Annotated in this window: 27 protein-coding genes; 11 read left to right on the top strand and 16 right to left on the bottom strand. The window is 62.8% G+C overall.

Features of this window, described 5'->3' with window-relative positions:
* Nucleotides 1-33: 33 nt before the first annotated feature.
* Nucleotides 34-2,289 carry a TonB-dependent siderophore receptor gene (locus GWE18_RS35830; protein WP_275190403.1) on the bottom strand — a complete coding sequence of 752 codons (2,256 nt, stop codon included), beginning with the start codon at nt 2,287-2,289 and terminating at the stop codon, nt 34-36.
* A 326-nt stretch (nt 2,290-2,615) separates the two neighbouring features.
* Here GWE18_RS35830 and GWE18_RS35825 point away from each other — a divergent pair, with 326 nt between their 5' ends.
* On the top strand, nt 2,616-3,488 hold the full coding sequence (locus GWE18_RS35825) for a S1C family serine protease (RefSeq protein WP_275190368.1): 873 nt from the start codon (nt 2,616-2,618) through the stop codon (nt 3,486-3,488).
* A gap of 8 nt (nt 3,489-3,496) precedes the next feature.
* The gene (locus GWE18_RS35820) at nt 3,497-3,859 is read left to right on the top strand and encodes a helix-turn-helix transcriptional regulator (protein WP_275190367.1); all 363 of its coding nucleotides are present in this window, start codon (nt 3,497-3,499) and stop codon (nt 3,857-3,859) included.
* A gap of 25 nt (nt 3,860-3,884) precedes the next feature.
* On the opposite strand, the gene GWE18_RS35815 is transcribed toward GWE18_RS35820, so the two are convergent.
* The 5 genes from GWE18_RS35815 to GWE18_RS35795 form a co-directional block, all read right to left on the bottom strand.
* Nucleotides 3,885-4,109: a hypothetical protein gene (locus tag GWE18_RS35815; protein WP_057851366.1), complete on the bottom strand. Its 225-nt coding sequence runs from the start codon at nt 4,107-4,109 to the stop codon at nt 3,885-3,887.
* Between the two features lie 5 nt (nt 4,110-4,114).
* A complete protein-coding gene (locus GWE18_RS35810; protein ID WP_275190366.1) occupies nt 4,115-4,621 on the bottom strand; it encodes a hypothetical protein in 507 nt (168 codons plus the stop codon).
* Nucleotides 4,618-4,842 (bottom strand): hypothetical protein, encoded by a 225-nt coding sequence (locus tag GWE18_RS35805; protein WP_275190365.1) that lies wholly within the window; start codon nt 4,840-4,842, stop codon nt 4,618-4,620. Before GWE18_RS35805 ends, GWE18_RS35810 begins: the two co-directional genes overlap by 4 nt.
* A gap of 15 nt (nt 4,843-4,857) precedes the next feature.
* Entirely contained in the window at nt 4,858-5,040 is a 183-nt protein-coding gene (locus GWE18_RS35800) for a hypothetical protein (RefSeq protein ID WP_275190364.1), read from the bottom strand.
* Between the two features lie 97 nt (nt 5,041-5,137).
* On the bottom strand, nt 5,138-5,587 hold the full coding sequence (locus tag GWE18_RS35795; protein WP_275190363.1) for a DUF2267 domain-containing protein: 450 nt from the start codon (nt 5,585-5,587) through the stop codon (nt 5,138-5,140).
* A 257-nt stretch (nt 5,588-5,844) separates the two neighbouring features.
* Between GWE18_RS35795 and GWE18_RS35790 the strand changes: the two genes are divergently transcribed.
* On the top strand, nt 5,845-7,467 hold the full coding sequence (locus tag GWE18_RS35790; protein WP_275190362.1) for an ABC-F family ATP-binding cassette domain-containing protein: 1,623 nt from the start codon (nt 5,845-5,847) through the stop codon (nt 7,465-7,467).
* Nucleotides 7,468-7,577: 110 nt separating this feature from the next.
* Here GWE18_RS35790 and GWE18_RS35785 read toward each other — a convergent pair whose 3' ends face one another.
* Entirely contained in the window at nt 7,578-8,552 is a 975-nt protein-coding gene (locus GWE18_RS35785; RefSeq protein ID WP_275190361.1) for a glycerophosphodiester phosphodiesterase family protein, read from the bottom strand.
* 130 nt (nt 8,553-8,682) lie between these two features.
* Nucleotides 8,683-10,764, bottom strand: a complete 2,082-nt coding sequence (locus GWE18_RS35780) for a HAMP domain-containing methyl-accepting chemotaxis protein (RefSeq protein WP_275190360.1) — start codon at nt 10,762-10,764, stop codon at nt 8,683-8,685.
* 164 nt (nt 10,765-10,928) lie between these two features.
* On the opposite strand from GWE18_RS35780, the gene GWE18_RS35775 reads away from it, so the two are divergent.
* Nucleotides 10,929-11,678, top strand: coding sequence for an NAD(P)H-binding protein (locus GWE18_RS35775; RefSeq protein WP_275190359.1), 750 nt, complete (start codon nt 10,929-10,931; stop codon nt 11,676-11,678).
* A gap of 150 nt (nt 11,679-11,828) precedes the next feature.
* Here the strand turns inward: GWE18_RS35775 and GWE18_RS35770 are convergent, their stop codons facing one another.
* On the bottom strand, nt 11,829-12,083 hold the full coding sequence (locus tag GWE18_RS35770) for a hypothetical protein (protein WP_275190358.1): 255 nt from the start codon (nt 12,081-12,083) through the stop codon (nt 11,829-11,831).
* Nucleotides 12,084-12,296: 213 nt separating this feature from the next.
* On the opposite strand from GWE18_RS35770, the gene GWE18_RS35765 reads away from it, so the two are divergent.
* Nucleotides 12,297-12,536 (top strand): hypothetical protein, encoded by a 240-nt coding sequence (locus GWE18_RS35765; protein ID WP_057850670.1) that lies wholly within the window; start codon nt 12,297-12,299, stop codon nt 12,534-12,536.
* Nucleotides 12,537-12,556: 20 nt separating this feature from the next.
* On the opposite strand, the gene GWE18_RS35760 is transcribed toward GWE18_RS35765, so the two are convergent.
* The gene (locus GWE18_RS35760; protein ID WP_275190357.1) at nt 12,557-12,988 is read right to left on the bottom strand and encodes a hypothetical protein; all 432 of its coding nucleotides are present in this window, start codon (nt 12,986-12,988) and stop codon (nt 12,557-12,559) included.
* A gap of 229 nt (nt 12,989-13,217) precedes the next feature.
* Here GWE18_RS35760 and GWE18_RS35755 point away from each other — a divergent pair, with 229 nt between their 5' ends.
* Nucleotides 13,218-14,006, top strand: coding sequence for an SDR family oxidoreductase (locus tag GWE18_RS35755; protein ID WP_275190356.1), 789 nt, complete (start codon nt 13,218-13,220; stop codon nt 14,004-14,006).
* An 88-nt stretch (nt 14,007-14,094) separates the two neighbouring features.
* Here the strand turns inward: GWE18_RS35755 and GWE18_RS35750 are convergent, their stop codons facing one another.
* Nucleotides 14,095-14,253 (bottom strand): hypothetical protein, encoded by a 159-nt coding sequence (locus tag GWE18_RS35750; protein ID WP_275190355.1) that lies wholly within the window; start codon nt 14,251-14,253, stop codon nt 14,095-14,097.
* 9 nt (nt 14,254-14,262) lie between these two features.
* Nucleotides 14,263-14,496, bottom strand: a complete 234-nt coding sequence (locus tag GWE18_RS35745; protein ID WP_275190354.1) for a hypothetical protein — start codon at nt 14,494-14,496, stop codon at nt 14,263-14,265.
* A gap of 246 nt (nt 14,497-14,742) precedes the next feature.
* Here GWE18_RS35745 and GWE18_RS35740 point away from each other — a divergent pair, with 246 nt between their 5' ends.
* Nucleotides 14,743-14,928, top strand: coding sequence for a hypothetical protein (locus GWE18_RS35740; RefSeq protein ID WP_057850674.1), 186 nt, complete (start codon nt 14,743-14,745; stop codon nt 14,926-14,928).
* Nucleotides 14,929-15,053: 125 nt separating this feature from the next.
* On the opposite strand, the gene GWE18_RS35735 is transcribed toward GWE18_RS35740, so the two are convergent.
* The 3 genes from GWE18_RS35735 to GWE18_RS35725 form a co-directional block, all read right to left on the bottom strand.
* Nucleotides 15,054-16,136 (bottom strand): hypothetical protein, encoded by a 1,083-nt coding sequence (locus tag GWE18_RS35735; protein ID WP_275190353.1) that lies wholly within the window; start codon nt 16,134-16,136, stop codon nt 15,054-15,056.
* Between the two features lie 183 nt (nt 16,137-16,319).
* On the bottom strand, nt 16,320-16,502 hold the full coding sequence (locus GWE18_RS35730) for a hypothetical protein (RefSeq protein ID WP_275190352.1): 183 nt from the start codon (nt 16,500-16,502) through the stop codon (nt 16,320-16,322).
* 22 nt (nt 16,503-16,524) lie between these two features.
* The gene (locus GWE18_RS35725; RefSeq protein ID WP_275190351.1) at nt 16,525-16,758 is read right to left on the bottom strand and encodes a hypothetical protein; all 234 of its coding nucleotides are present in this window, start codon (nt 16,756-16,758) and stop codon (nt 16,525-16,527) included.
* 313 nt (nt 16,759-17,071) lie between these two features.
* On the opposite strand from GWE18_RS35725, the gene GWE18_RS35720 reads away from it, so the two are divergent.
* The 4 genes from GWE18_RS35720 to GWE18_RS35705 all read left to right on the top strand — a co-directional run bounded on the left by GWE18_RS35720 (nt 17,072) and on the right by GWE18_RS35705 (nt 19,010).
* On the top strand, nt 17,072-17,398 hold the full coding sequence (locus tag GWE18_RS35720) for a hypothetical protein (RefSeq protein ID WP_275190350.1): 327 nt from the start codon (nt 17,072-17,074) through the stop codon (nt 17,396-17,398).
* 164 nt (nt 17,399-17,562) lie between these two features.
* Nucleotides 17,563-18,153: an NAD(P)H-dependent oxidoreductase gene (locus GWE18_RS35715; RefSeq protein ID WP_275190349.1), complete on the top strand. Its 591-nt coding sequence runs from the start codon at nt 17,563-17,565 to the stop codon at nt 18,151-18,153.
* 200 nt (nt 18,154-18,353) lie between these two features.
* Entirely contained in the window at nt 18,354-18,704 is a 351-nt protein-coding gene (locus GWE18_RS35710; RefSeq protein WP_275190348.1) for a hypothetical protein, read from the top strand.
* A gap of 123 nt (nt 18,705-18,827) precedes the next feature.
* On the top strand, nt 18,828-19,010 hold the full coding sequence (locus GWE18_RS35705) for a hypothetical protein (protein WP_275190347.1): 183 nt from the start codon (nt 18,828-18,830) through the stop codon (nt 19,008-19,010).
* A gap of 127 nt (nt 19,011-19,137) precedes the next feature.
* On the opposite strand, the gene GWE18_RS35700 is transcribed toward GWE18_RS35705, so the two are convergent.
* Nucleotides 19,138-19,368: a hypothetical protein gene (locus GWE18_RS35700; protein ID WP_275190405.1), complete on the bottom strand. Its 231-nt coding sequence runs from the start codon at nt 19,366-19,368 to the stop codon at nt 19,138-19,140.
* Nucleotides 19,369-19,437 lie beyond the last annotated feature (69 nt).

Here is a 19,437-nt window from a genome sequence, read left to right as displayed (position 1 = left end):
TTGGCTTTCAGGGTAACCTCCCTTCGATCGCTCCTACCACTTGTAGGCGAGGCTCGCCGTCACGCGGCGCCGATCCCCGTAGAAGCAGGACGTATCAGATGCGCAACTGGCGACGTAAGTCTTGTCGGCGATATTGATAACGTTCAATGCCGCGCGCCAGTTTTGCCATTCGTAATGGATCGTCGTGTCACCGAGCACTACAGAAGGAACGATTAGCGTGTTCGCGGTGTCGGCAAAGGACTTTCCGACATAGCGCACGCCGCCCCCAAAACCAAAGCCCCGCAGCGGCCCCTCCTGGAACGTGTAGTCAGCCCAGAGGGATCCTGTCTGTTGTGGCGTGTTGGTGGGTGTCAGGCCGATCAGGGCCGGATTTGCGTCCTTGCTGGTGAAGAGGTCGTAGGTGGTGAAGGCGCCAACCAGCTTCAGGCCGGGTGCGGGTTGAGCCACGGCTTCCAGCTCGAGACCGCGCGAGGTGATCTCACCGGTCTGGTTCTGCAGAACCGGCGTGGTGTTCGGGACTGTCGTCGGCATGTTTTTCCGCTTCAGATCGAACAGGGCAATTCCAAAGTGGCCGTTGAAGCCGTTAGGCTGAAACTTCAATCCGATCTCGGCCTGCTCGCCTGTTTCCGGCAAGAACAGCTGGTTCGAAGCGTTGAGGCCGATGATCGGATTGTAGCTGGTCGCGTAGGCGACATAGGGCGCAAGGCCGTTGGCGAAATTGTAGATCAGGCCGGCACGGCCGCTGAACTTGCTGTCCTCGCGGTTGTACAGCGTGGCGCCGCTCGGACGATCAGCCTGGCTTGTCGATACCCAGTCATTGCGGCCGCTCAATACCAGCGTGAAGCCGCCGAACTTCATCTGATCCTGAACGTAGGTGCCGAGTTGATTCTGAGTGATGAGGAAATTGCGGAAGGGGTTGCCCGTGAACGGAATGTCGCCGACGCCATATACGGGATTGAAGATGTTGATCGGAGGCACGCCGCCGCCGAAGAGCTGATAGTCGTCGATCCGATAGGCTTTTAGATCGAGGCCGAATAGCATCGTGTGCTGCACGGGGCCGGTATCGAAGCGATACTCCAACTGGTTGTCCAGATTGCCCTGCTTGGCGGTGTTCTTCGCGTACCAATTATAGCGACCGAGGTCACCGGTGGCTATGTTGGTATAGCTATTGCCGACCAAACCGCGATACGTGATGTCAACGTGCGCGTAGCGGGCATTCTGCCGGAATGTGACGCTGTCGGAGAGGTTGCGCTCGAGTTGATAGCCGATCATCTCCTGTTCGCGCTTGAACGTATCGACGCTGGGATCGCCGACGAACCGCTTTGTCGGAATACGCCCAAAGGGTGCATCGACCACCGTTCCAACATACGGCAGGAAGTTAATGCCGCGCGTATCCTGCTTCGACGCCGAAGCCAGCACGGTGAACGTCGTGTCTCCATCCGGCTTGTAGGTGACGGACGGCGCGATGAAGTAGTTATTGTCGGGCGTGAAATCGACTTGCGTGCCGCCGTTCTGGACCTGGCCGACCACACGATAGAACAGCTTACCGTTCTCCGGTTGCGTCGCAACCGGCCCGCCGAAATCGAAAGATAGATAGGCGTTGCCGAAATTATTGACGCCGGTCTCGAGATAGCGGATCGGCCCCACCGGGGGCGTCTTGCTGACAGCGTTGACGATGCCGCTCGGGCTGGAGCCGCCATAGAGCACGGCGGAGGGGCCGCGCAGCACCTCGACTCGGGCGAGGTTGAACGGCTGCAGCTTCCAGCTCGCATACGACGTGTAGAAGAGCTGCAGCCCATCGAGGAACAGGCCGACGTCCTCCGACTTGAAGCCGCGAATCAGAAACCAGTCGTTGCGGGTGTCGGCGCCGAACGTCCCGGCGACAACGCCCGGCGTGTAGCGCAGGATCTCATCGAACTTGCCGGGCTTCTGATCCCGAATCTGTTCGCTGCCGATGACCGACAGCGACTGCGGCGTCTCCATGATCGGCGTGTTGGTCTTGGTGCCCGCCATCGAGCGGCCTGCGACGTAACCCTGGACCGCGCCGCGAGGATTCTCTACGACCTCGAGCCCGCGCTGTGGCTGCGGCCTCGTTGGTTGCGCCGTCTGCGTTGCGCGCCTTGTCTGCCGCCGCTCCGAGGATGTGGCACGGCGACGGGCCTCCGGCGCGCCGACGACCACGGCGGGCAACGACTGTGCCCCGGATTGCGACGAGCTTGACTGCGCGAACGAGGCCTGTGGCCACAACGCCAATACGGATACGGTCGCCAACGCGGCGACCGGCAGCAAATCACGAGACTTCAAGGTTCCACCCCAACCTGCGAGCGCACTTCATTGCGCCTTGGAAGTCAGCGCAATGCAGCGACGCATACGCGACAGAGAGGCGATTCCTCTAATGGAAAGGTTCTTAGAGTCACTCTTAGATAGCTTCCAAGAATGTTCGCATGGGTTGTCGACTTGACGCTGACACTCGAAAGCTGTGATTCCGGCGAGGCGGTGACGGGGCAACAGGCGCTTTCGGATCGAAAATGCGTCCCGTTGCCTCCCCATCAGGCTAGTTCCCGAACGCCACCCGAACTCCCAGATTAGATTCAAACGATCCAGGAGTTTTCGCCATGACCGACCCGACCGCATCCGTCCTTCCGTCACTATCCTCAGCTCTTGCCGATATCATTGCCCGGGCAAAATCCGCTGTTGTCTCGGTGCATTCACATCGTTCGCGAGCCTCCGGCTTTGTCTGGAAGTCCGGCTTGATCGTGACGGCCGATGAGACCTTGGCTGACGAGGGTGAAGTCTCGATCAGGTTGTCTGACGGCACAAGTCTGCCGGCCCGCATCGCGGGACGCGATCATACGACCGACATTGCGTTGCTGCGCTTCGATGGGAATAGTGCACCGATCGCGCTCTCGTCCGTCATCCCGGATCTCGGCTCGCTATCGGTCGTCGTTGCCGCCGAGCAGGGCGTTACAACTGCGGCGCTCGGGATGGTATCGCTGGTCGGCGAGCGCTGGCGCAGCATGAGGGGTGGCGAGATCGACGCGAGGATCGAGCTGGACGTGCGGCTGCGGCGTAGCCATGAGGGCGGCGTTGTGCTCAACGCTTCCGGCCAAGCCATCGGCATGGCAGTCCAGGGCGTGCGACGGATTCTGATGATTCCCAGCGCCACCATCGACCGGGTTGCCGGGAGGCTCGAGACGCATGGCCGGATAGCGCGGGGCTATCTCGGTGTGGGATTGCAGCCCGTCGAACTCGACGACGGCGTCGGCGCGATGGTGATGACTGTCGACAGAGCAGGGCCCTCGGCCGCCGCCGGGATTCGGCAAGGCGACATCATCGTCGGCTGGAACAACGAGAAGCTCTCAGACGTGCGATCACTGCTGCGCGCGCTCGGCCCCGACAGCGTCGGCTCGGTCGTCGATGTGACGATTAGGCGGGCCGGCGAGCCGGTTCGGATCACGCTCACGATCGGCGAAAGGGCGGAACAGTGAGCCCCGAGATGCCGCCGGTTATTGTGGTCGCTATCGAGATCGAAGATATCGCGATGGTGGACCGGCTTGCATCGCTGCTCGGTGGCGTAGCCGGCATCCGTCTGGCGACACCGGGAGAAGAAGCGGCGGTTGCGCTTGTGTCCCGTGAGCCGCGAGCCGTTGCCGGACCAGCTGATATCCTTACGCCGCGCGAACGCGATGTGCTCCTGCTGATGGCGGAAGGCGCATCGAACAAGGCCATTGCGAAACGGCTCGGGATATCCGTTCACACCGCCAAATTCCACGTCGGCTCGCTGCTCGACAAGCTCGACGCTACTGGCCGCACCGATGCGGTGGCGCATGCGGCGCGGCTTGGTGTGATCAACCTGTAATCGTAACGCTCGGAGGCCTCTCACTCTATCCACGGCCCTTGTTTGCAGCGTGGTCTTTCATCTGCTCGGTCTGGGCCCATTTGCTGTCCTGGCCGCGATCGCGCGAATGCTCGGTCTTGTCGCGGTTTGAGAGCACCATGTTCTCGCCGATCAGGTCGTCCTGCACGTCGGTCATGGCACCGGTCCCGGCGCCTTTGCCCTTCGCTCCGGGGCCAAGATGCTTGCCGTCTCCGTGTGCTCCACGCGTCATGATTTCTATCCCTGTTGTTTTTGGGGCTTGTGGCCCGACTGGCCCGGATTGTTGTGCTTGTTGTGCTGGCTCTCCTGGTTGAGACCGCCGCGGCTCACCGCGAATTCCGACTGACGGCCGCCGCGCCTCGCGGTCTTTGCGCCGCCGTCGCGTTGTGTGCGCGCAATGTCCTCCTCGATTTGTCTCGCATCGGGGACATCAGGCTTCCTTTCCAGAATGCGCAGTTGCTGCTCATGCGTCTTCTTCCCCTGAAGCTCCGGTCTCCGTGGGCCGCTATCCCGATCGGCCAGCGGTGGCCCGCGGCGTCTGTTGCGAACTTCCGCTTTGTTGATGCCGCCCTGCGGATTGGTGTCGTTCTCGATATCGCCTTCCATGGTGTTGACGCCCACGAACTCCTCCAATTCGTCTGATGTCACCTGCGCCATTGTCACCCCCTTCGAACCGCCGATCAGCGGATTGCGATGGATATCGGCGTTCGTAGGTTTTTTCAGTTTCACGTGCTTGGTGCTCATGATGTCACCTTCGAAGCTGGATGGGTGCCACCGCCCTTGCGTTCCGGATGATGCGTATGGTGGGTATCATGCTCGCCGCCACCGCCGGATACTTTGCTGTGCCGGCGTTGCGGATCGTCGGCCGGCGGTTTTTTGACGTGGAGCGGTTCCTTGGCATTCTCATGAGAAGCGCCCGGGCCGCCCTGGCGAATGCTGGCCGGCGTCTTTGTTGAAGTCGACATGGTGCTCGCTCCTGACTAGCGATCCTGCTGATAGCCCTGATGCGTGGTGTTCTGCTCGGTGTTGCCGGGCTGTCCCTGCTCGCGGGGATTCTCGATATGGGTGCGGCCTTTCCGGACCTCATGGGCATTGCCGGACTTGGGATCACCGGTGCCCTTGTGGCTTTGATTGTCCGGCGGCACGGGCGGAGGCTTGGTCATTGCTGGCTCCGTTGTTGCTTGGATTTGCCGCACCAAGACAACGCGCGGTGAACACGAGTGTTCTCTTCGATACGCGGAACCGCGGTCACATGCCGCATCAGGCGGCCGAGGAAACTTGATTGTTGGCGGGCCACATCTTCTGAACGTCTTCGGGAAGTGCGTGCCGGACCTTCTCGACCTGATGGGGGTCGACATGATGGTTCAGAACCCGAAACACCGCTCGTACTGCATCATCGGCGCCGACTGGTTTCACGGAACTCAATTCTGCCGCCACGATCGAGAGAAACTCGTCTGACGATCGCCATGCCTTGGGCGAGTCACTTGGCCGCCACTGATCATAGTAGGTGCCGCGCACTAGCAGTGGGAGCTGCGCGCCGAGGTGTACTGCGAGATTGGCCGGAACCCGGTCGCGGATGGTTCGCAGCACGGCCCCCAATACGTGCCATGCCAGCTTCCGATCGCGCGGCAGCGTTGCCATGATTTCATCGAGCCACGTGTTGGTAATCTGGAGCGTTCTGTCGAATACTTCGAGGCCTGTTGCGCTCATGGAACTACTCCGTCCTTTAGTTGGAGATAGCGGAGTAACGAGGTTTCCACTGATCGGTTCAACGCTGGAAGATTTTGCAGCGATTACTCTCAGCCTTCTGCATGCAGAGTGACACTACCGTTGCGGGTACCCTTTACAGGTGCAGTTAACCGCTTCCAGGTGGAGTTAACCTTCGGGAGGTATTCGGAACCTCTTCCACAAACCCACCGGATGTCCTAAGCAGCGGGCCGCAACGATTTCCTCTTTTTCAGGCCCCAATGATCCGTCTCGATAACGTCAGCAAGCAAGTCGGTCACCAGATTCTTTTTATCGAAGCCTCCGCGGCTCTCCAAAAGGGCGAGAAGATCGGTCTTGTCGGCCCGAACGGGGCCGGCAAGACCACGCTTTTCCGGATGATTGCGGGTCAGGAGCCGCCCGATGAGGGCCAGGTCTCGCTCGATCGGGGGATTACTATCGGCTATTTCAGCCAGGACGTAGGCGAGATGTCGGGCCGCAGCGCCGTGGCGGAGGTGATGGATGGCGCCGGGCCCGTCAGCCTCGTGGCGGGCGAATTGAAGGAACTCGAGGCCGCGATGGCCGATCCTGATCGCGTCGACGAGATGGAAGATATCATCGCGCGCTACGGTGAGGTTCAACACCGCTTCGAGGAGCTCGACGGTTATGCCCTCGACGGCCGGGCTCGCGAGGCGCTGGCGGGGCTCGGCTTCAGCCAGGAAATGATGGAAGGCGATGTCGGCGCGCTCTCGGGCGGCTGGAAGATGCGGGTCGCCTTGGCGCGCATCCTCCTGATGCGTCCCGACGTGATGCTGCTGGACGAGCCGAGCAACCATCTCGATCTGGAAAGCCTGATCTGGCTGGAGCAGTTCTTGAAGGGATACGAGGGCGCGCTGCTGATGACCTCGCATGATCGCGAGTTCACCAATCGCATCATCAACAAGGTCGTCGAAATCGACGGCGGCACGCTTTCGACCTATTCCGGCAATTATGAATTTTACGAGCAGCAGCGCGCACTAAACGAAAAGCAGCAGCAGGCCCAATTTGAGCGGCAGCAGGCGATGCTGGCCAAGGAGATCAAGTTCATCGAACGCTTCAAGGCGCGCGCCTCGCATGCCGCGCAGGTGCAGAGCCGGGTCAAAAAGCTCGACAAGATCGAGCGCGTTGAGCCGCCGAAGCGCCGCCAGACCGTGGCGTTCGAATTCATGCCGGCGCCGCGCTCGGGCGAGGATGTCGTCAGCCTGAAGAACGTCCACAAGGGCTACGGCAGCCGCGCTATCTATCAGGGGCTCGATTTCATGATCCGCCGCAAGGAGCGATGGTGCGTGATGGGCGTCAATGGCGCCGGTAAGTCGACGCTGTTGAAGTTGGTGGCAGGCTCCGCCGATCCGGACGACGGCACGGTGGCGATCGGCGGCAGCGTCAAGATGGGCTACTTCGCCCAGCACGCCATGGACCTGCTCGACGGAGAGCGCACGGTGTTCCAGTCGCTGGAAGATTCCTTCCCGCAAGCGGGCCAAGGCTCGCTCCGGGCACTCGCGGGCTGCTTTGGTTTTTCCGGCGACGATGTCGAGAAAAAGTGCCGCGTGCTCTCGGGTGGCGAGAAGGCGCGGCTCGTGATGGCGAAGATGCTTTACGACCCGCCGAATTTCCTGGTGCTGGACGAGCCGACTAACCATCTGGACCTCGCGACCAAGGAGATGCTGATCAATGCGCTCTCCGAGTTCGAGGGCACCATGCTGTTCGTCTCGCACGACCGGCATTTTCTGGCCGCGCTCTCCAACCGCGTGCTGGAGTTGACGCCCGAGGGCATCCACCAGTTTGGCGGCGGGTATACCGAATACGTCGCGCGCACCGGGCACGAGGCGCCGGGATTGCGGAGCTAGGTCCGGAAGTCGTAGCCCGGATGGAGCGTAAGCGTAATCCGGGGAATAGTTCAGTCTGACGGAGAGAACCCCGGATTGCGCTTCGCTCCATCCTGGCTACAAACCACAAACTATTTACGCGCGAGCGGGGCGATGGCCTCGATCTCGTTGGTCCAGATGCCGCTGGAATAGTTTTGCGGCAGCCGTGCAAACTCTTCAGATGTATCTATTCCACTCGAGAACCCGCCGCCCTGATAGGGGCCGAGCACGAAGACCTCGCTGTTGGCGGCCTTCATGCGATTGAGGAAGCGATCCGGCCATCCCCATAGCCACGGGGCGACGTTGATTGGCACCATCACCATCGCGTTATGGCAGGCCCTTGGGATGGCGCCGCTCCAGCCGTAGCCGATATAGCCGAGGAGGCAGCTCTTGATGGCCGCGCGCGAGATCGTCCGGACATCCGGCATGCGCGTGCGCACTGCTTCGACCGGCTCGTCGCCGCCATAGACCATGATCCGCGCGCGGCGTTCGGCGGGAAGCTTGCTCAGCACGGCCGCCAGCTTCTCTCCCTCCGACGGGTCGCGGCTCTTGACGTTGATCAGGAGCCGCGCTTGCGGGAAGGTCTCCAGCACCTCGCCAAGGGTTGGCATCAGGCCGATAGCCTTGCCGCGAAAAGGAAAGGTCTTGCCATCATCAGCTGTATAGCCGTGCCCGATGTCGAGCTTCTTCAAATAGGCCATGGAGTGTTCGCGCGTGATACCCTGGCCATCGGTGCGGCAATCCAGCGTCCAGTCGTGAAACACCGCGAACTCGCCGTCGGTCGTGGGATGAACGTCGAGCTCGACGATATCGGCGCCGGCCGCAAAACTGGCTCGAATCGAATCGATCGTGTTCTCCAGATACTGATGTATTGGCGGTAGCATTCGCGCTGCGGTGCAGGTGTCGTCCTTAAGGTCGCGCTCGTCGAAGCGCTGGGCAATGCCGCGATGCGCGAGAAGGACGGGCTTGCCGTCCCGATGCGCAGCGAGATGATTGGTGTTGTTGACGTAGACGGCTGCGGTAAAGACGACGATCGCCGCGGCGACATATTTCAGTTTCTTGTTCAAGTGTGCCCCCGCGTAGGAGGCGCATTCGCTAGGCAGCATTTCTGTTCGATTTACGGCGGGGCAGGGAAAGCCGTAACGCATGGCGCTACAACTTGCGCGCGGCTTTCGGACCGGAACTCGGCCGTCAGGCTTACGCCGCGCGCACCTCCGAGAGGAAGCGGTTGACTTGTCCGGCGAGATCCTTGGACTGCGAGGACAATTGCTCGGCCGCACCGAGCACCTGATTGGCGGCGGCGCCGGTGTCGTCGGCGGCCTTCTGGACGCCGGTGATGTTGGAATTGACCTCCTGGGTGCCGCGTGCGGCTTCCTGCACGCTGCGGGAGATTTCCTTGGTCGCGGAGCCCTGTTCCTCGATCGCGGCCGCAATCGCGGTGCCGATCTGGTCGATCTCGCCGATCACGTTGGCGACGTTCTGGATCGCTGTCACGGTCTGGTCGCTCGCCGCCTGAATCGCGGCGATCTGCTCGGAGATTTCGGTGGTGGCCTTTGCGGTCTGGCCGGCCAGCGATTTGACTTCGGAGGCGACGACGGCAAAGCCGCGGCCGGCATCGCCGGCGCGTGCGGCTTCGATGGTCGCGTTCAGCGCCAAGAGGTTGGTCTGCGCGGCAATGCTTTGGATCAGCGTCACGACGTCGCCGATCTTCTGCGCGCCTTCGGCGAGCGAGCGGGCGGTGTCGCCGGTGCGGCGCGCGTTCTCGACCGCGCGGGCGGCGATTTCGGTCGATTGCGCGACCTGGCGGCCGATCTCCGAGATCGAGGAGGCCAGCTCTTCGGTGGCGCTCGCAACCGTCTGCACGTTGCCGGAGGTCTGTTCGGAAGCGGCGGCGACGATGGCCGCCTGGCGGTTGGTGAGGGTTGCCGTCGATGACATCGACTGTGCGGTGTCTTCCATGACTGACGATGCCGACGACAGCCCGCCGACGAGCTCGGTGACCTTGGCTTCGAAAACGCGGGTGAGTTCGTCGAGCACCTGGGCACGGCGCATCTTGCCGTCGTTTTCGGCGGCCTTTTCGGCGGCGAGACGTTCCGCCTCGATCATGTTGTCCTTGAAGACGCGTACCGCCGAAGCCATCGCGCCGATTTCGTCGCCGCGCCCGGCCCCGACGATTTCGCCGGATACGTCGCCGCTGGCCAACCGCGACATGGTGGCGGTGAGGTCGACGATCGGACGGCAGACGCGGCGGCGCACCATCACGATCAGCGCGGCGCTGGCGGCGGCAACCGCGACCAGGCCCGCGAGCGCAATCAGGAAGCTGAAACGCGCGGAGGAATAGGCTTCGCCGAGCACCTGTTCCGCGTTGTCGTAAAAGGCGTCGCGGACCGTAATGATCGACGCAAGACCGAGTTGCGTCTCTGCGTAGTAGGTCTCCATATCGTGTTCATATTTGCCGCTGATGGCGCCATCCTTGACGAGCTTCAGCTCTTTGCCGAAGCGATCGACATAGGCTGCGTTCATCTTGTCGAGCGCCGCGGCCACATTGGCCGGCGTAGAGGGATTGCCGCGCAATTCCTGCAGCGACATCAAAATTTGATCGTTTCGCCCCTGCGAGCGGCTGATCTCCATCTTCTCGACTTCAGTGGCTACCCGGTTGGCGCCGATGAGATTCTTGTGCAGGCTGGAGTTCAGACCACCGACGTCGCGTAGCGTCCAGGCAATATTGGCGTAGCTTGCTTGCCGGTAGGCAGTGCCGTCGAGCAGCGCGATCTTGCGCACCTGCTCGTCGAGCAGCGTCGTGACAGCCTTGTTGAATGCGGAGTTGTCGGAGACAATCTTCCTGGCCGCATCGCGGCGGGCTTCCGGCGGACCGGTGAGGGACTTGTCGATGGCTGCGCGCAGCGCGGCGAATTGGCTATTCAGGGCATCGATGCTGCTGCCGACCGCGACGCTGTCGTCGATCGCGCCCGCGAGGGTCGCCTTGACCCGGTTCATCTTGTCGCGCGCCCCATCTGTGTTCTTGCGATATTTGTCGAGTTCGGCGAGCAGTTTTGGATCCACAGTGGGAGGTCCGAACATGATGTTCGTGGCAAAGCCCCGCTCGGGATTCATGTAGCGCGGAATATCGCCGACGGCCCGCACCACCTCCAGCCGGCTCTGCGCCACCGAGACCTTGTCCATGGTCTGGTATTTCGAAACCGCCACATAGACGGCGAGCCCGCCGCCGACGGCGGAAAGTGAGACGATGGCAGCAGTGAGGAGGGTGCCGATTTTCATGGGATTTTAGGCCATTTGCGCTGGTACGGATGTGCAGGCCACCAGTATAGGTGGTGCGAATTAATCCGGGGTTTACAGTGGGGCTTGTCACGCCGGCCCGTTCCATTTCGTCTTGGTGATGTGGCCCGGAGTGCCGCGGCTTCAGAAGATAGAGGAGCGAGGAAATGAAGATCGTTATCATCGGTGGCACAGGCCTTATCGGCTCGAAATTGGCACCTCTGCTCCGGTCGCGCGGCCATGAAGTGCTGCAGGCGTCGCCGAGCAGGGGCGTCAACGCCGTGACCGGGGAGGGTCTGCAACCGGCGCTTTCGGGCGCTGACGTTGCCGTTGACGTGTCGAATTCGCCCTCGTTCGAGGACAAGGCGGTGCTGCACTTCTTCGAGACGGGGACGCGTAACCTGGTCGCGGCTGCCAAGCAGGCCGGCGTACGGCATTGCGTCGCGCTGTCGATCGTCGGGACCGACCGGCTCGAGAGCAGCGGCTATTTCCGCGCCAAGCTGGCGCAAGAGCGGCTGATCGCGAACTCCGGGCTGGCCTACACCATCCTGCGCGCCACCCAATTCTTCGAATTCGTCGGCGCGATCGCGGATTCCGGGCGCAGGGATGGTGCGGTCCATGTCTCCAGCCAGTTGATGCAGCCGTTGCTTTCCGACGAGGTGGCGATCGCGCTGGCCGACGTGACCCTCGGCGAGCCCGCCAATGGCATCCGCGATGTCGCGGGTCCTGAAGCAGCTCCGCTTGCGGACTTCGTCGGCCGCTGGCTTCGCAAGCAGGGCGATACCAGCAGGATCGTAGCGAGCGCCGACGTGCCGTATTTCGGCGCGCCGCTCGCGCTGCGCACGCTGGTGCCGGATGATGGCGCGCGGATCATGCCGACGCGTTTCGACGATTGGCTGGGCAGGGCGGTGGCCTAGGCTGCGGCGATCCCCATCGTCATTGCGAGCCACCCGGTCGGCGCGAAGCGCCACCGGATGACAGGCTCCGCGAAGCAATCCATAGCGCCGAACGCGGAGACATGGATTGCTTCGTCGCTATGCTCCTCGCAATGACGACGCACGACGCAGTTACTGCGTTTCTTTGGTCGCGCTCTTCGCAGCGGAGCGGGGCTGGGCCGGCGTCTTGGAGTCCATCTGCTGACAAGGCAGTTGCGTCCACGAACCGTCAGCCGCCTGCTGATAGGCATGGCAGGAGGCAGACGTGGGCGCCTCGGTTGCTTTTGCCGTGTGCGAATTCGTACTGGAATTTCTGGCGAGTGTCGGCGCTGCCAAAGTGAGGAGGGCGGCCGCCGAACCGAAGAAGATCGCTTGCCCCAACCGCATGGGAAATTCTCCTTATCTCGAAAGCGAGTGCTTTCTTCCTAAAAGGATTGTGGAAATTATTGGGAATGCCGGTGGACGTACCGGCGCTTGCTTAATTTTCCGCAAACGCGGGGCGCTGATGCGCCGCAGTACCGGACAAATTCTGTTCTCCCCTGAGGAACCAGTTCCTTCGGCCGTGCGTTTGCTTGGCATCATGCCGAGGGCCCGGCGCCCATGCGTCCGCAAAAGTCACTCTTCAATGCACTGCTTACCCATTTCCTGATGGGTGTGGCGCTTGGGCTATCGCTGGTGCTGGTGCTCGGCCTGGTCGATGCCTTCCACGTCAGGGACCTCGTTGCAAAAAGCGGCGCACCTGTTCAGACCACGCTGATGCTGGTGACGACCTACGGGCTGATGTTCGGCATCGGCGCGGCGCTGACGGGTCTGGTGCTGACGCTGGAAGACGAGAGCTGAAGGTCAGGCGGTCGGGCCGATCAACGGCGCAGGCGGGCGATCGTGCCGGCGATGATCTGCATGGTGACGCCGACCACCCATCCGACCATGATCATCAGTATCCATCCCAGATGCGGATCGTGGCGCAGCACGATCACGCCGACGCAGGCGAACGCGGAGAATGCCGCGAGGAAGGTGCCGACCGCGCTGAGCAACTCCGGCGTGTCTACCTGGCCGTCCCAGACGCCACCGGGCCCGCCGTGCGATGCGCTGAGGGGGTGGGCCGGCGTATCGATGCCGAGGTAAAAGCCGACGGCGCCACCGACCATCATCAGGAGCAGGAAGGCCTGATTGGTGAGTGCGGAATGGCTCGTTCCCACCAGAGCCGCCACAAACAACCCGCTCGCTGCGCCTGCCATTGCAAGCCCAAGGCGCTCCAGAACGTGGGCGAACTTTCGAACGCGGGTTTGCATGCTGGTGAGCCCGCCGGTTACAGAGAGAGACTAGGATGGTTCCTGGCAAGGTGAAAGCAACCTAGCGGTGCAGGTGGTGCGCCGATTGAAACGGTGCAAGGCGTCACGCCAATGTAGATTTCGCCGTGCCCGGGCTTGATCCGGGGCACCACGCACTTGTTGCTAGCGTGTAAGAAAGACGTGGATGGCCGGAACAAGCCCGGCCATGACGGCCCGGGGAGACACGAGCATGAGTTTATTGAATACACCATTCGACCCTGCGCGCGAGGCGGCGCTCGTCACCGGCGCGGGCAACGGGATCGGCCGCGCGATCGCGCAGGCCCTGGTCGGCGAGGGCGTGCGCACGGTGTTCGCCGACGTGAACCGGGATACGGTGAAGGCGGCCGTCAACGCTTCGCCGCGGCCGGAGCTCGCCGTGCCCTGGATCGGCGATCTCGCCGATGCCTCGGCGCGCACGGCGTTGCTGGCGGAAGCTGCCGCCGCCGTCGGATGCGTGACCCATTTCGTGCATAGCGCATCGCCGCCGCGGCGCGAGAGCGATCATGCGCTCGGTGTCACCACGGAGATTTGGGCGCAGATGCATGCGGTGAATCTTGAGGCCGGATTCCACCTCTCGCGTGAACTGGCGCGAAAGCTGATCGCCGACAAGCAGCCCGGCTCGTTCCTGCTGCTGACCTCGCTGCATGCCGGCACGCCGCGCAACCTGCCGCATTACTCGACATCGAAGGCAGGCCTTTCGATGCTAGTGAAGGAAATGGCCAAGACGTTCGGCCGCTTCGGCATCCGCGTCAACGCGCTGGTGCCCGGCGCGATCGCGGCCGGCGGCTTCGTCGCCGATCCCGCGCTCGCAAGACACATTCCGCTCGGCCGGCTTGGCGAGGCCAAGGACCTTGCGCCGCTGGCGCTGGCGGTGCTGTCGAACCGGATATCGGCTTACGTGACGGGCGCCGCGATCGTGGTCGATGGCGGCCTGTCGCTGACGAACTGGTTCGAGCCGCCGGAATTGGGGGATTTGTAGGATGGGTAGAGCGAAAGCGAAACCCATCGCGACCATGAAGCGAGATGATGGGTGTCGCTTCGCTCCACCCATCCTACGGGAGTGCGGGCTACAGAATGCCCTGATGCTTCGCGTGCCATTTCGGGCCGGGGCCGCGCATGTAATGCAGCTCGGGCCGGTAGGGATTGCGGGCAATTACGATTAGCCGGTGCCAACGGATCACGATCCCGGTCAGGCGTCGGAGAAGGGGTTGCATGGCGGCCAGCATGGCGACCTCTCAATGCAGCTTGCCGAGCACGGACGAAAAAGGCAGGACGAAGATTTCGTCGTTGAGATCGTCGCTGACATGCAGCGTCCAGTCGCGCCAGTCTTCCGGGCCCTGCGCCGTAATCAGCGACTGCACGACGCGGGCAGCGTGGTCGCGCACCTCGGTCAGGTTTCCGACGGCGGTGCCGCGCCGGTCGACGCATACGCCCTCGGAATTGGAGTAGTGGAAATAGACTCTGGCCATATCCGACTCCCGCAATTGCGATTCACGCTGAAAAAATAGCAGGCGGTGGAGCCACTTAATATTCGGGGAGATTGCGGACGGGATAATACGGGGGTGCGACCGCAGGTGGAACCGGTCCGTCAACCTGTCTGAAAATTATCGGTCACAGCCGGAGGAACGGGACTTTCGGTTCGGCAGTTCTCACGGACGAAGCCGCGACGATCGAAGCGCTGCGGCGTAAGACTGTTGGAACCCTGGGAGAGCGACATGATGTCGGAAATGCAGATCCATACGATTGCGCGCCAGATGATGGAGAAGCACGGCCTCACCGCGATCGCCGAAGCCGCACACAATGCACAGGCCTGCGAGAGCAAGGGCGATATCGAGGAAGCCACGGAGTGGCGTCATATCGAAGACGCCATGAAGCTGATGCGAGGACCGCATCAGAGCTAGCGGATTGGCACGTCTCCGCTTGTCCCGCAGCGTTGGTCTGCTGAGCCGGGAGCTATGACCGACATGGGCCCTGGATCAGCAGCGCATCACGCCGCAAGCGTGCCGCAGCCGGGGAAGGCAGTTACTTACCGCAGCGGCATCGGCGGGCGCACCACCGGCGCACCATCATCGGCCATCGTTTGCTGCGGCGGCGGAGGCGGCAGCGGCGCGGCAGCTTGCCCTGGCGGCGCTGCGGGAGCGGCCGCGATCGGCGCAGGCGAGTAGGAAGGCGAATAGGAATAGGCCGGCTTCGGCTTGCGCACGGGCGGCGGTGCAGCCGGCCGCGGCGGAGGCGGCGTCAGCGCCGACACTCTGGGGCGCAGGTTTTGCTCGGGCGGCCTGGCGTCGGCCGCTCGGGCCTCCGAAGCCTTGGCCTCCGAAGCTTTGGCAAATTCACGCGCCATTTGCGCCTGGCTTGCCTTGAGCTGCGCGATGGTGGTTTTCAGCTCCTCGACCTGCTGGCTCATCGCGGCGAGGTCCTGCGCCATCGAATGCAACTGAGCGGTATCAGCAGGAGGGGCGGCCGCAGCAGTCGCGGCGAGTTCGGGTTGCGCCGGTGCTGCCGTTGCCGGCACCGCCGCCGGTTGCGCGGCGGCCTGATCGGTTGCGGCGGCTTCAGTGGCCGGCACGTTCGGCTGCTCGTCGACAGCGGGCCGGGCTGCCGACGGCAGTGCAGCCAGCACGAAGGGCGGCGCCCATTCGGCGGCCATCGCCTTGGCCTCATCGCCATAATGCTGCCAGCCCGCGGCAGCCATGGCGCCGCAAAGGGCCAGCAGCGCCATGAAGACACGCTTCGCCCATTTGCCGATCGGCCGTTCGTCTAGAACCTTGAGGCCATCGACCTTGATCTCGGCCGGCCTGACACTCTCGACCGGAATATCGCGGTTAATCTTGATATCGCGCACATCGGTGGCGCGAAACGTCGGCTCGACCTGCGGAATCGGCGCGCCGACCGAAATCTGGGGCGCGCCGTGAATTTGCGGCTTCGCCGCGCCGTGAATTTGCGGCTTCGCCGCGACTTGGACCTCCGGCGCCGCTGGAGGGGCCGCCGGATCGTGCGCCAGCGGTGGCGCCTTCTCGGCATGCGGCGCCTTTTCGGCATGCGCGGCGAGCAGCGTCTCGATCGCAAAAACGTCGTGCGGATCGGTGTCTTTTGGCGTGGATTGCATTGGCGGTCCCTTGCTCAGTCCAATGGCACCCGCATCGGGGCGGGGAGCATGCTTTGCTGCGTCGAAAACCCTCTGCCCAAGTCATCACACGGCCAGCGAGGTTTGACCAAAGCAAGGCGATCTCGTGAAGAGGTTGGGGCCGCGGGTTCCGGACGCTGGAACCGGTAGGGAAGATTACAGGCCTCAGACGGCCACGCCTGCGATGTCGACGCGATGCCTGGCGTGCCATTTCGGGCCGGGGCCGCGCATGTAGTGACGCTCCGGACGATAGGGGTCGCGGGCGCGTTCGATCAGGCGGCGGCACCGCGCCATGATCGCACCGAGGCGGCGGAGCAACGGCATGTAGGGTGGGCGCGCCGGCAGCATGGCGACCTCTTAGTGCGGCTTGTTAGTGCGGCTTGCCGAGGACGAAGGCGAAAGGCAGCACGAAGATCTCGTCGTCGAAATCGTCGCTGACATGCACGACCCAATCGCGCCAATCTTCCGCATCGCGTCCCATGATCAGCGATCGGACGATGCAGGCGGCGCGGTCGCGCGCCTCGGTGAGATCGCTCACCGCTTCGCCGGACCGGTCGATCCGGACCTCCCGAGAGTTGGAGCAATGGAAATAGACCTGGGTCATGCTGGCCTCCTGCGCTTAAACGAGACTACTCTTATTGGTACGAAGCTAGCGCCAGAAGGTTCTGCCCATCCGTGATGCACCTCACAGCCGGTCATTAAGATTTTATTAATGCTGTAGTGGTCAAACTTTAGGCATGGAATCGCAGCGGAACCGGACCTCCCGAGCCGGCAGTTGCAAGAGAAGGCCGGCGGCGTAATGCCCGTCGGCCTTTTCTCTTGCCGAAATCGTGAAAATCACGGCGCTGTGAATCGGCTTCCGGAACAAGCATCTCGGCTCGTCCGTTCGCTCTTCATCTTCAGATGGAGACTGCGCAATGACGAAACTGACACTGCTTGGCGCGGCCGCGATCCTTGCGACGGCGGCGCTCGCAACACCTGCGATATCGCAGGAGGCAACCCAAGAGCCCGGCATGGTCGGGTTTTCCCACCCGAACTCCGACTATCTGCTCGGCGGATACGGCGTGCGTACCCCGAGCCGCTATGATTATAGCTACTACCGTGGCTATTATGGGCCTCGCGTCTATTACGGGCCCGGCCCCGTCGGGCTTCCGGCCGGCGTAGCGGTCGGAACGGCGGCCGCCATTGCAGGCGCGCCCTATGTTGATTCCTACGCCTATTATGACGGGCCCGGTTATTGGTAAAGCCGGACGCGCAATTGCAACGAAGCGGCCGCAAGGCCGCTTTTTTGTTGGCTTGGTTCAGCACGCGGCGGCCCTCAGGTTCATTGGCGGGCGGGCGTGGGCCTTGCATGGGAAGGGCCCGCATGGTTCGACTGCATGAACCAATGTCTTAAGGTTGAGGTCTCATGAGCAACCGCATTCTCGTCTTGTACGGCTCCTACCGTTCCGACCGCATGGGCATCCGGCTCGCGCAATTCGTCGTCGAGGGATTTCGTGCACGCGGTGATGATGTCGAGCTGATCGATGCCAAGGCGATCGGCCTGCCGATGCTGGACCGGATGTACAAGGAATATCCGAAAGGCGGCGCTCCGGACGCGCTGGAAAAACTCGCGGGCCAAATCCGCGGCGCCGATGGCTTTGTGTTCGTGACAGGCGAATACAATTGGGGCATGCAGCCCGGACTGAAAAACCTCACCGACCATTTTCTCGAAGAATGGTTCTGGCGGCCTGCGGCGATCGCGAGCTATTCGGCCGGCCGTTTCTCCGGTGCGCGCGCCGCGCTCGCATGGCACGGCACGCTTTCGGAAATGGGCATGGTGGTAATCTCGAGCTCGATCGCGGTCGGGCCGATCGCGCAGACGCTCACCGAAGACGGCAAGCCGACGGGCGAGGGCGGCAAGGCGCTGGCGCACGCGTTTCCGCGTTTTGCCGATGATCTCGTGTGGTGGATGGAGGCGGCAGGGGCGCAGCGGGAGCGGAAGAAGCCGCCATACTGAAGGCCATCTTCTGGCAACAAGGCGGCCAATTGGTCGCCTTGGTTTGATTACCGTCACGCTCTGAGCCGAGCGCCATGATGGCGGAAGCGCAGCCCACTTTTCGCCACGGGTGGGCCGCAGATTGCGCTTCGCCTCCGACGTCGCTGATGCGAGCCGCGGCGGGCAGGCAGCCCATCCCTCCATGCACGGGTAAGAATTTGATGTCGCCAAAGAAGACGGGCTGCGCTCTGCTTGTTGTTGCGGTCATGGCCGCGTTAAGCGGCGCGGCGATCGGCGCCCAGAATCTCGATCAGGGCAAACCGGCGCCGAAACTATTTGCCGAAGGTTGCGCGTCCTGCCATCGCAGCCCGCGCGGGCTCTCCAAGGGCCGATTCCACCTCACGCTCTATCTGTTCCTGCAAAAGCACTATTCCAGCGGTTCGAGCTCGGCCTGGGCGCTGACGTCCTACCTGGAGTCCATCGACAGCGGAAAGCGCGTCGCGGCAAAGCCTGCGCCGGCAGCCGCGTCGCGGTCAGCCTTGCGTCCGCCGGCATCGGTGCCGGCGCGATAGGCTGCTCACGATTCGCCATCGCTTGCTCACGGCAACGCTGCGAAATCTCCTTAAGGCCGTCATCTTTTAGACTTCTGCCAGCATACCATCAGCGGTTGTTAAGCGTGGCGGGGAGTAGTGACCATGGTGGTGGCGGAGCTTCGGATCAAGATAGAGAAATACGAGAGCAGGGCGTCGCGCTGCGAAGCGCAGGCGCGCGAGGCAACCGACAAGGCCCAGCAGAGCTTCTACGAGGTGTTGGCCGGCTACTACACGAGCCTCGCCACCGACTTCCGGAAGATCATGGAAAAGCGAACGGTCGCGTAAGGCGGCGGCCGCCGCGATCGAATAAGGCGCGCCCGCCTTTATCGTTGAGCGACGATCGGACCGCAGCCAACGGATCGTGCGAATGTGCGCCCGATGACGAGCGCAATTGCGCTCGCCGCTACTCCGTTTACGCGCCGCCGATCGCGCGGGTGATCGTGCCGCCTCCGCCGCAGTTGGGGCACGGGGAACCGTTGATGCGGCCGCTGCCGTGACATTCGGGGCAGATGTCGTCGCCGGTGCCGGGCGTTCCGCGCGCCGCTTCATCGCCCGGATTGAGCATTGAGTTGGCCGCCTGCATCTGGGGCTGGGGCTTTGCGCGCGATTTTGTGCTTTGCGAGTTTGGCGCCTTGTTCCGCATGGTGCGTGCCTCCGTGGGTATTCGCCGACAACGCCGCTGTCGCAAGGAGGTTGCGAGCCGTTGCGTGCC

The sequence above is a fragment of the Bradyrhizobium sp. CSA112 genome (assembly GCF_029051645.1).
In the GTDB taxonomy this organism is placed as follows: Bacteria; Pseudomonadota; Alphaproteobacteria; order Rhizobiales; family Xanthobacteraceae; genus Bradyrhizobium.
The sequence above is the reverse complement of the archived record's forward strand: the minus strand, read 5'-3'. Positions and strand labels throughout refer to the sequence as shown.

Excerpts from the sequence above, each read along its gene's own strand:
- GWE18_RS35780 (WP_275190360.1), bottom strand. The coding sequence starts at position 10,764 with ATGAAAATCGGCACCCTCCTCACTGCTGCCATCGTCTCACTTTCCGCC.
- GWE18_RS35700 (WP_275190405.1), bottom strand. The coding sequence starts at position 19,368 with ATGCGGAACAAGGCGCCAAACTCGCAAAGCACAAAATCGCGCGCAAAG.
- GWE18_RS35775 (WP_275190359.1), top strand. The coding sequence starts at position 10,929 with ATGAAGATCGTTATCATCGGTGGCACAGGCCTTATCGGCTCGAAATTG.
- GWE18_RS35795 (WP_275190363.1), bottom strand. The coding sequence starts at position 5,587 with ATGAGCGCAACAGGCCTCGAAGTATTCGACAGAACGCTCCAGATTACC.
- GWE18_RS35735 (WP_275190353.1), bottom strand. The coding sequence starts at position 16,136 with ATGCAATCCACGCCAAAAGACACCGATCCGCACGACGTTTTTGCGATC.
- GWE18_RS35715 (WP_275190349.1), top strand. The coding sequence starts at position 17,563 with ATGAGCAACCGCATTCTCGTCTTGTACGGCTCCTACCGTTCCGACCGC.
- GWE18_RS35810 (WP_275190366.1), bottom strand. The coding sequence starts at position 4,621 with ATGAGCACCAAGCACGTGAAACTGAAAAAACCTACGAACGCCGATATC.
- GWE18_RS35755 (WP_275190356.1), top strand. The coding sequence starts at position 13,218 with ATGAGTTTATTGAATACACCATTCGACCCTGCGCGCGAGGCGGCGCTC.
- GWE18_RS35825 (WP_275190368.1), top strand. The coding sequence starts at position 2,616 with ATGACCGACCCGACCGCATCCGTCCTTCCGTCACTATCCTCAGCTCTT.
- GWE18_RS35750 (WP_275190355.1), bottom strand. The coding sequence starts at position 14,253 with ATGCTGGCCGCCATGCAACCCCTTCTCCGACGCCTGACCGGGATCGTG.
- GWE18_RS35790 (WP_275190362.1), top strand. The coding sequence starts at position 5,845 with ATGATCCGTCTCGATAACGTCAGCAAGCAAGTCGGTCACCAGATTCTT.
- GWE18_RS35805 (WP_275190365.1), bottom strand. The coding sequence starts at position 4,842 with ATGTCGACTTCAACAAAGACGCCGGCCAGCATTCGCCAGGGCGGCCCG.
- GWE18_RS35740 (WP_057850674.1), top strand. The coding sequence starts at position 14,743 with ATGATGTCGGAAATGCAGATCCATACGATTGCGCGCCAGATGATGGAG.
- GWE18_RS35725 (WP_275190351.1), bottom strand. The coding sequence starts at position 16,758 with ATGACCCAGGTCTATTTCCATTGCTCCAACTCTCGGGAGGTCCGGATC.
- GWE18_RS35730 (WP_275190352.1), bottom strand. The coding sequence starts at position 16,502 with ATGCTGCCGGCGCGCCCACCCTACATGCCGTTGCTCCGCCGCCTCGGT.
- GWE18_RS35705 (WP_275190347.1), top strand. The coding sequence starts at position 18,828 with ATGGTGGTGGCGGAGCTTCGGATCAAGATAGAGAAATACGAGAGCAGG.
- GWE18_RS35720 (WP_275190350.1), top strand. The coding sequence starts at position 17,072 with ATGACGAAACTGACACTGCTTGGCGCGGCCGCGATCCTTGCGACGGCG.
- GWE18_RS35710 (WP_275190348.1), top strand. The coding sequence starts at position 18,354 with ATGTCGCCAAAGAAGACGGGCTGCGCTCTGCTTGTTGTTGCGGTCATG.
- GWE18_RS35745 (WP_275190354.1), bottom strand. The coding sequence starts at position 14,496 with ATGGCCAGAGTCTATTTCCACTACTCCAATTCCGAGGGCGTATGCGTC.
- GWE18_RS35815 (WP_057851366.1), bottom strand. The coding sequence starts at position 4,109 with ATGACGCGTGGAGCACACGGAGACGGCAAGCATCTTGGCCCCGGAGCG.
- GWE18_RS35770 (WP_275190358.1), bottom strand. The coding sequence starts at position 12,083 with ATGCGGTTGGGGCAAGCGATCTTCTTCGGTTCGGCGGCCGCCCTCCTC.
- GWE18_RS35765 (WP_057850670.1), top strand. The coding sequence starts at position 12,297 with ATGCGTCCGCAAAAGTCACTCTTCAATGCACTGCTTACCCATTTCCTG.
- GWE18_RS35820 (WP_275190367.1), top strand. The coding sequence starts at position 3,497 with ATGCCGCCGGTTATTGTGGTCGCTATCGAGATCGAAGATATCGCGATG.
- GWE18_RS35800 (WP_275190364.1), bottom strand. The coding sequence starts at position 5,040 with ATGACCAAGCCTCCGCCCGTGCCGCCGGACAATCAAAGCCACAAGGGC.
- GWE18_RS35760 (WP_275190357.1), bottom strand. The coding sequence starts at position 12,988 with ATGCAAACCCGCGTTCGAAAGTTCGCCCACGTTCTGGAGCGCCTTGGG.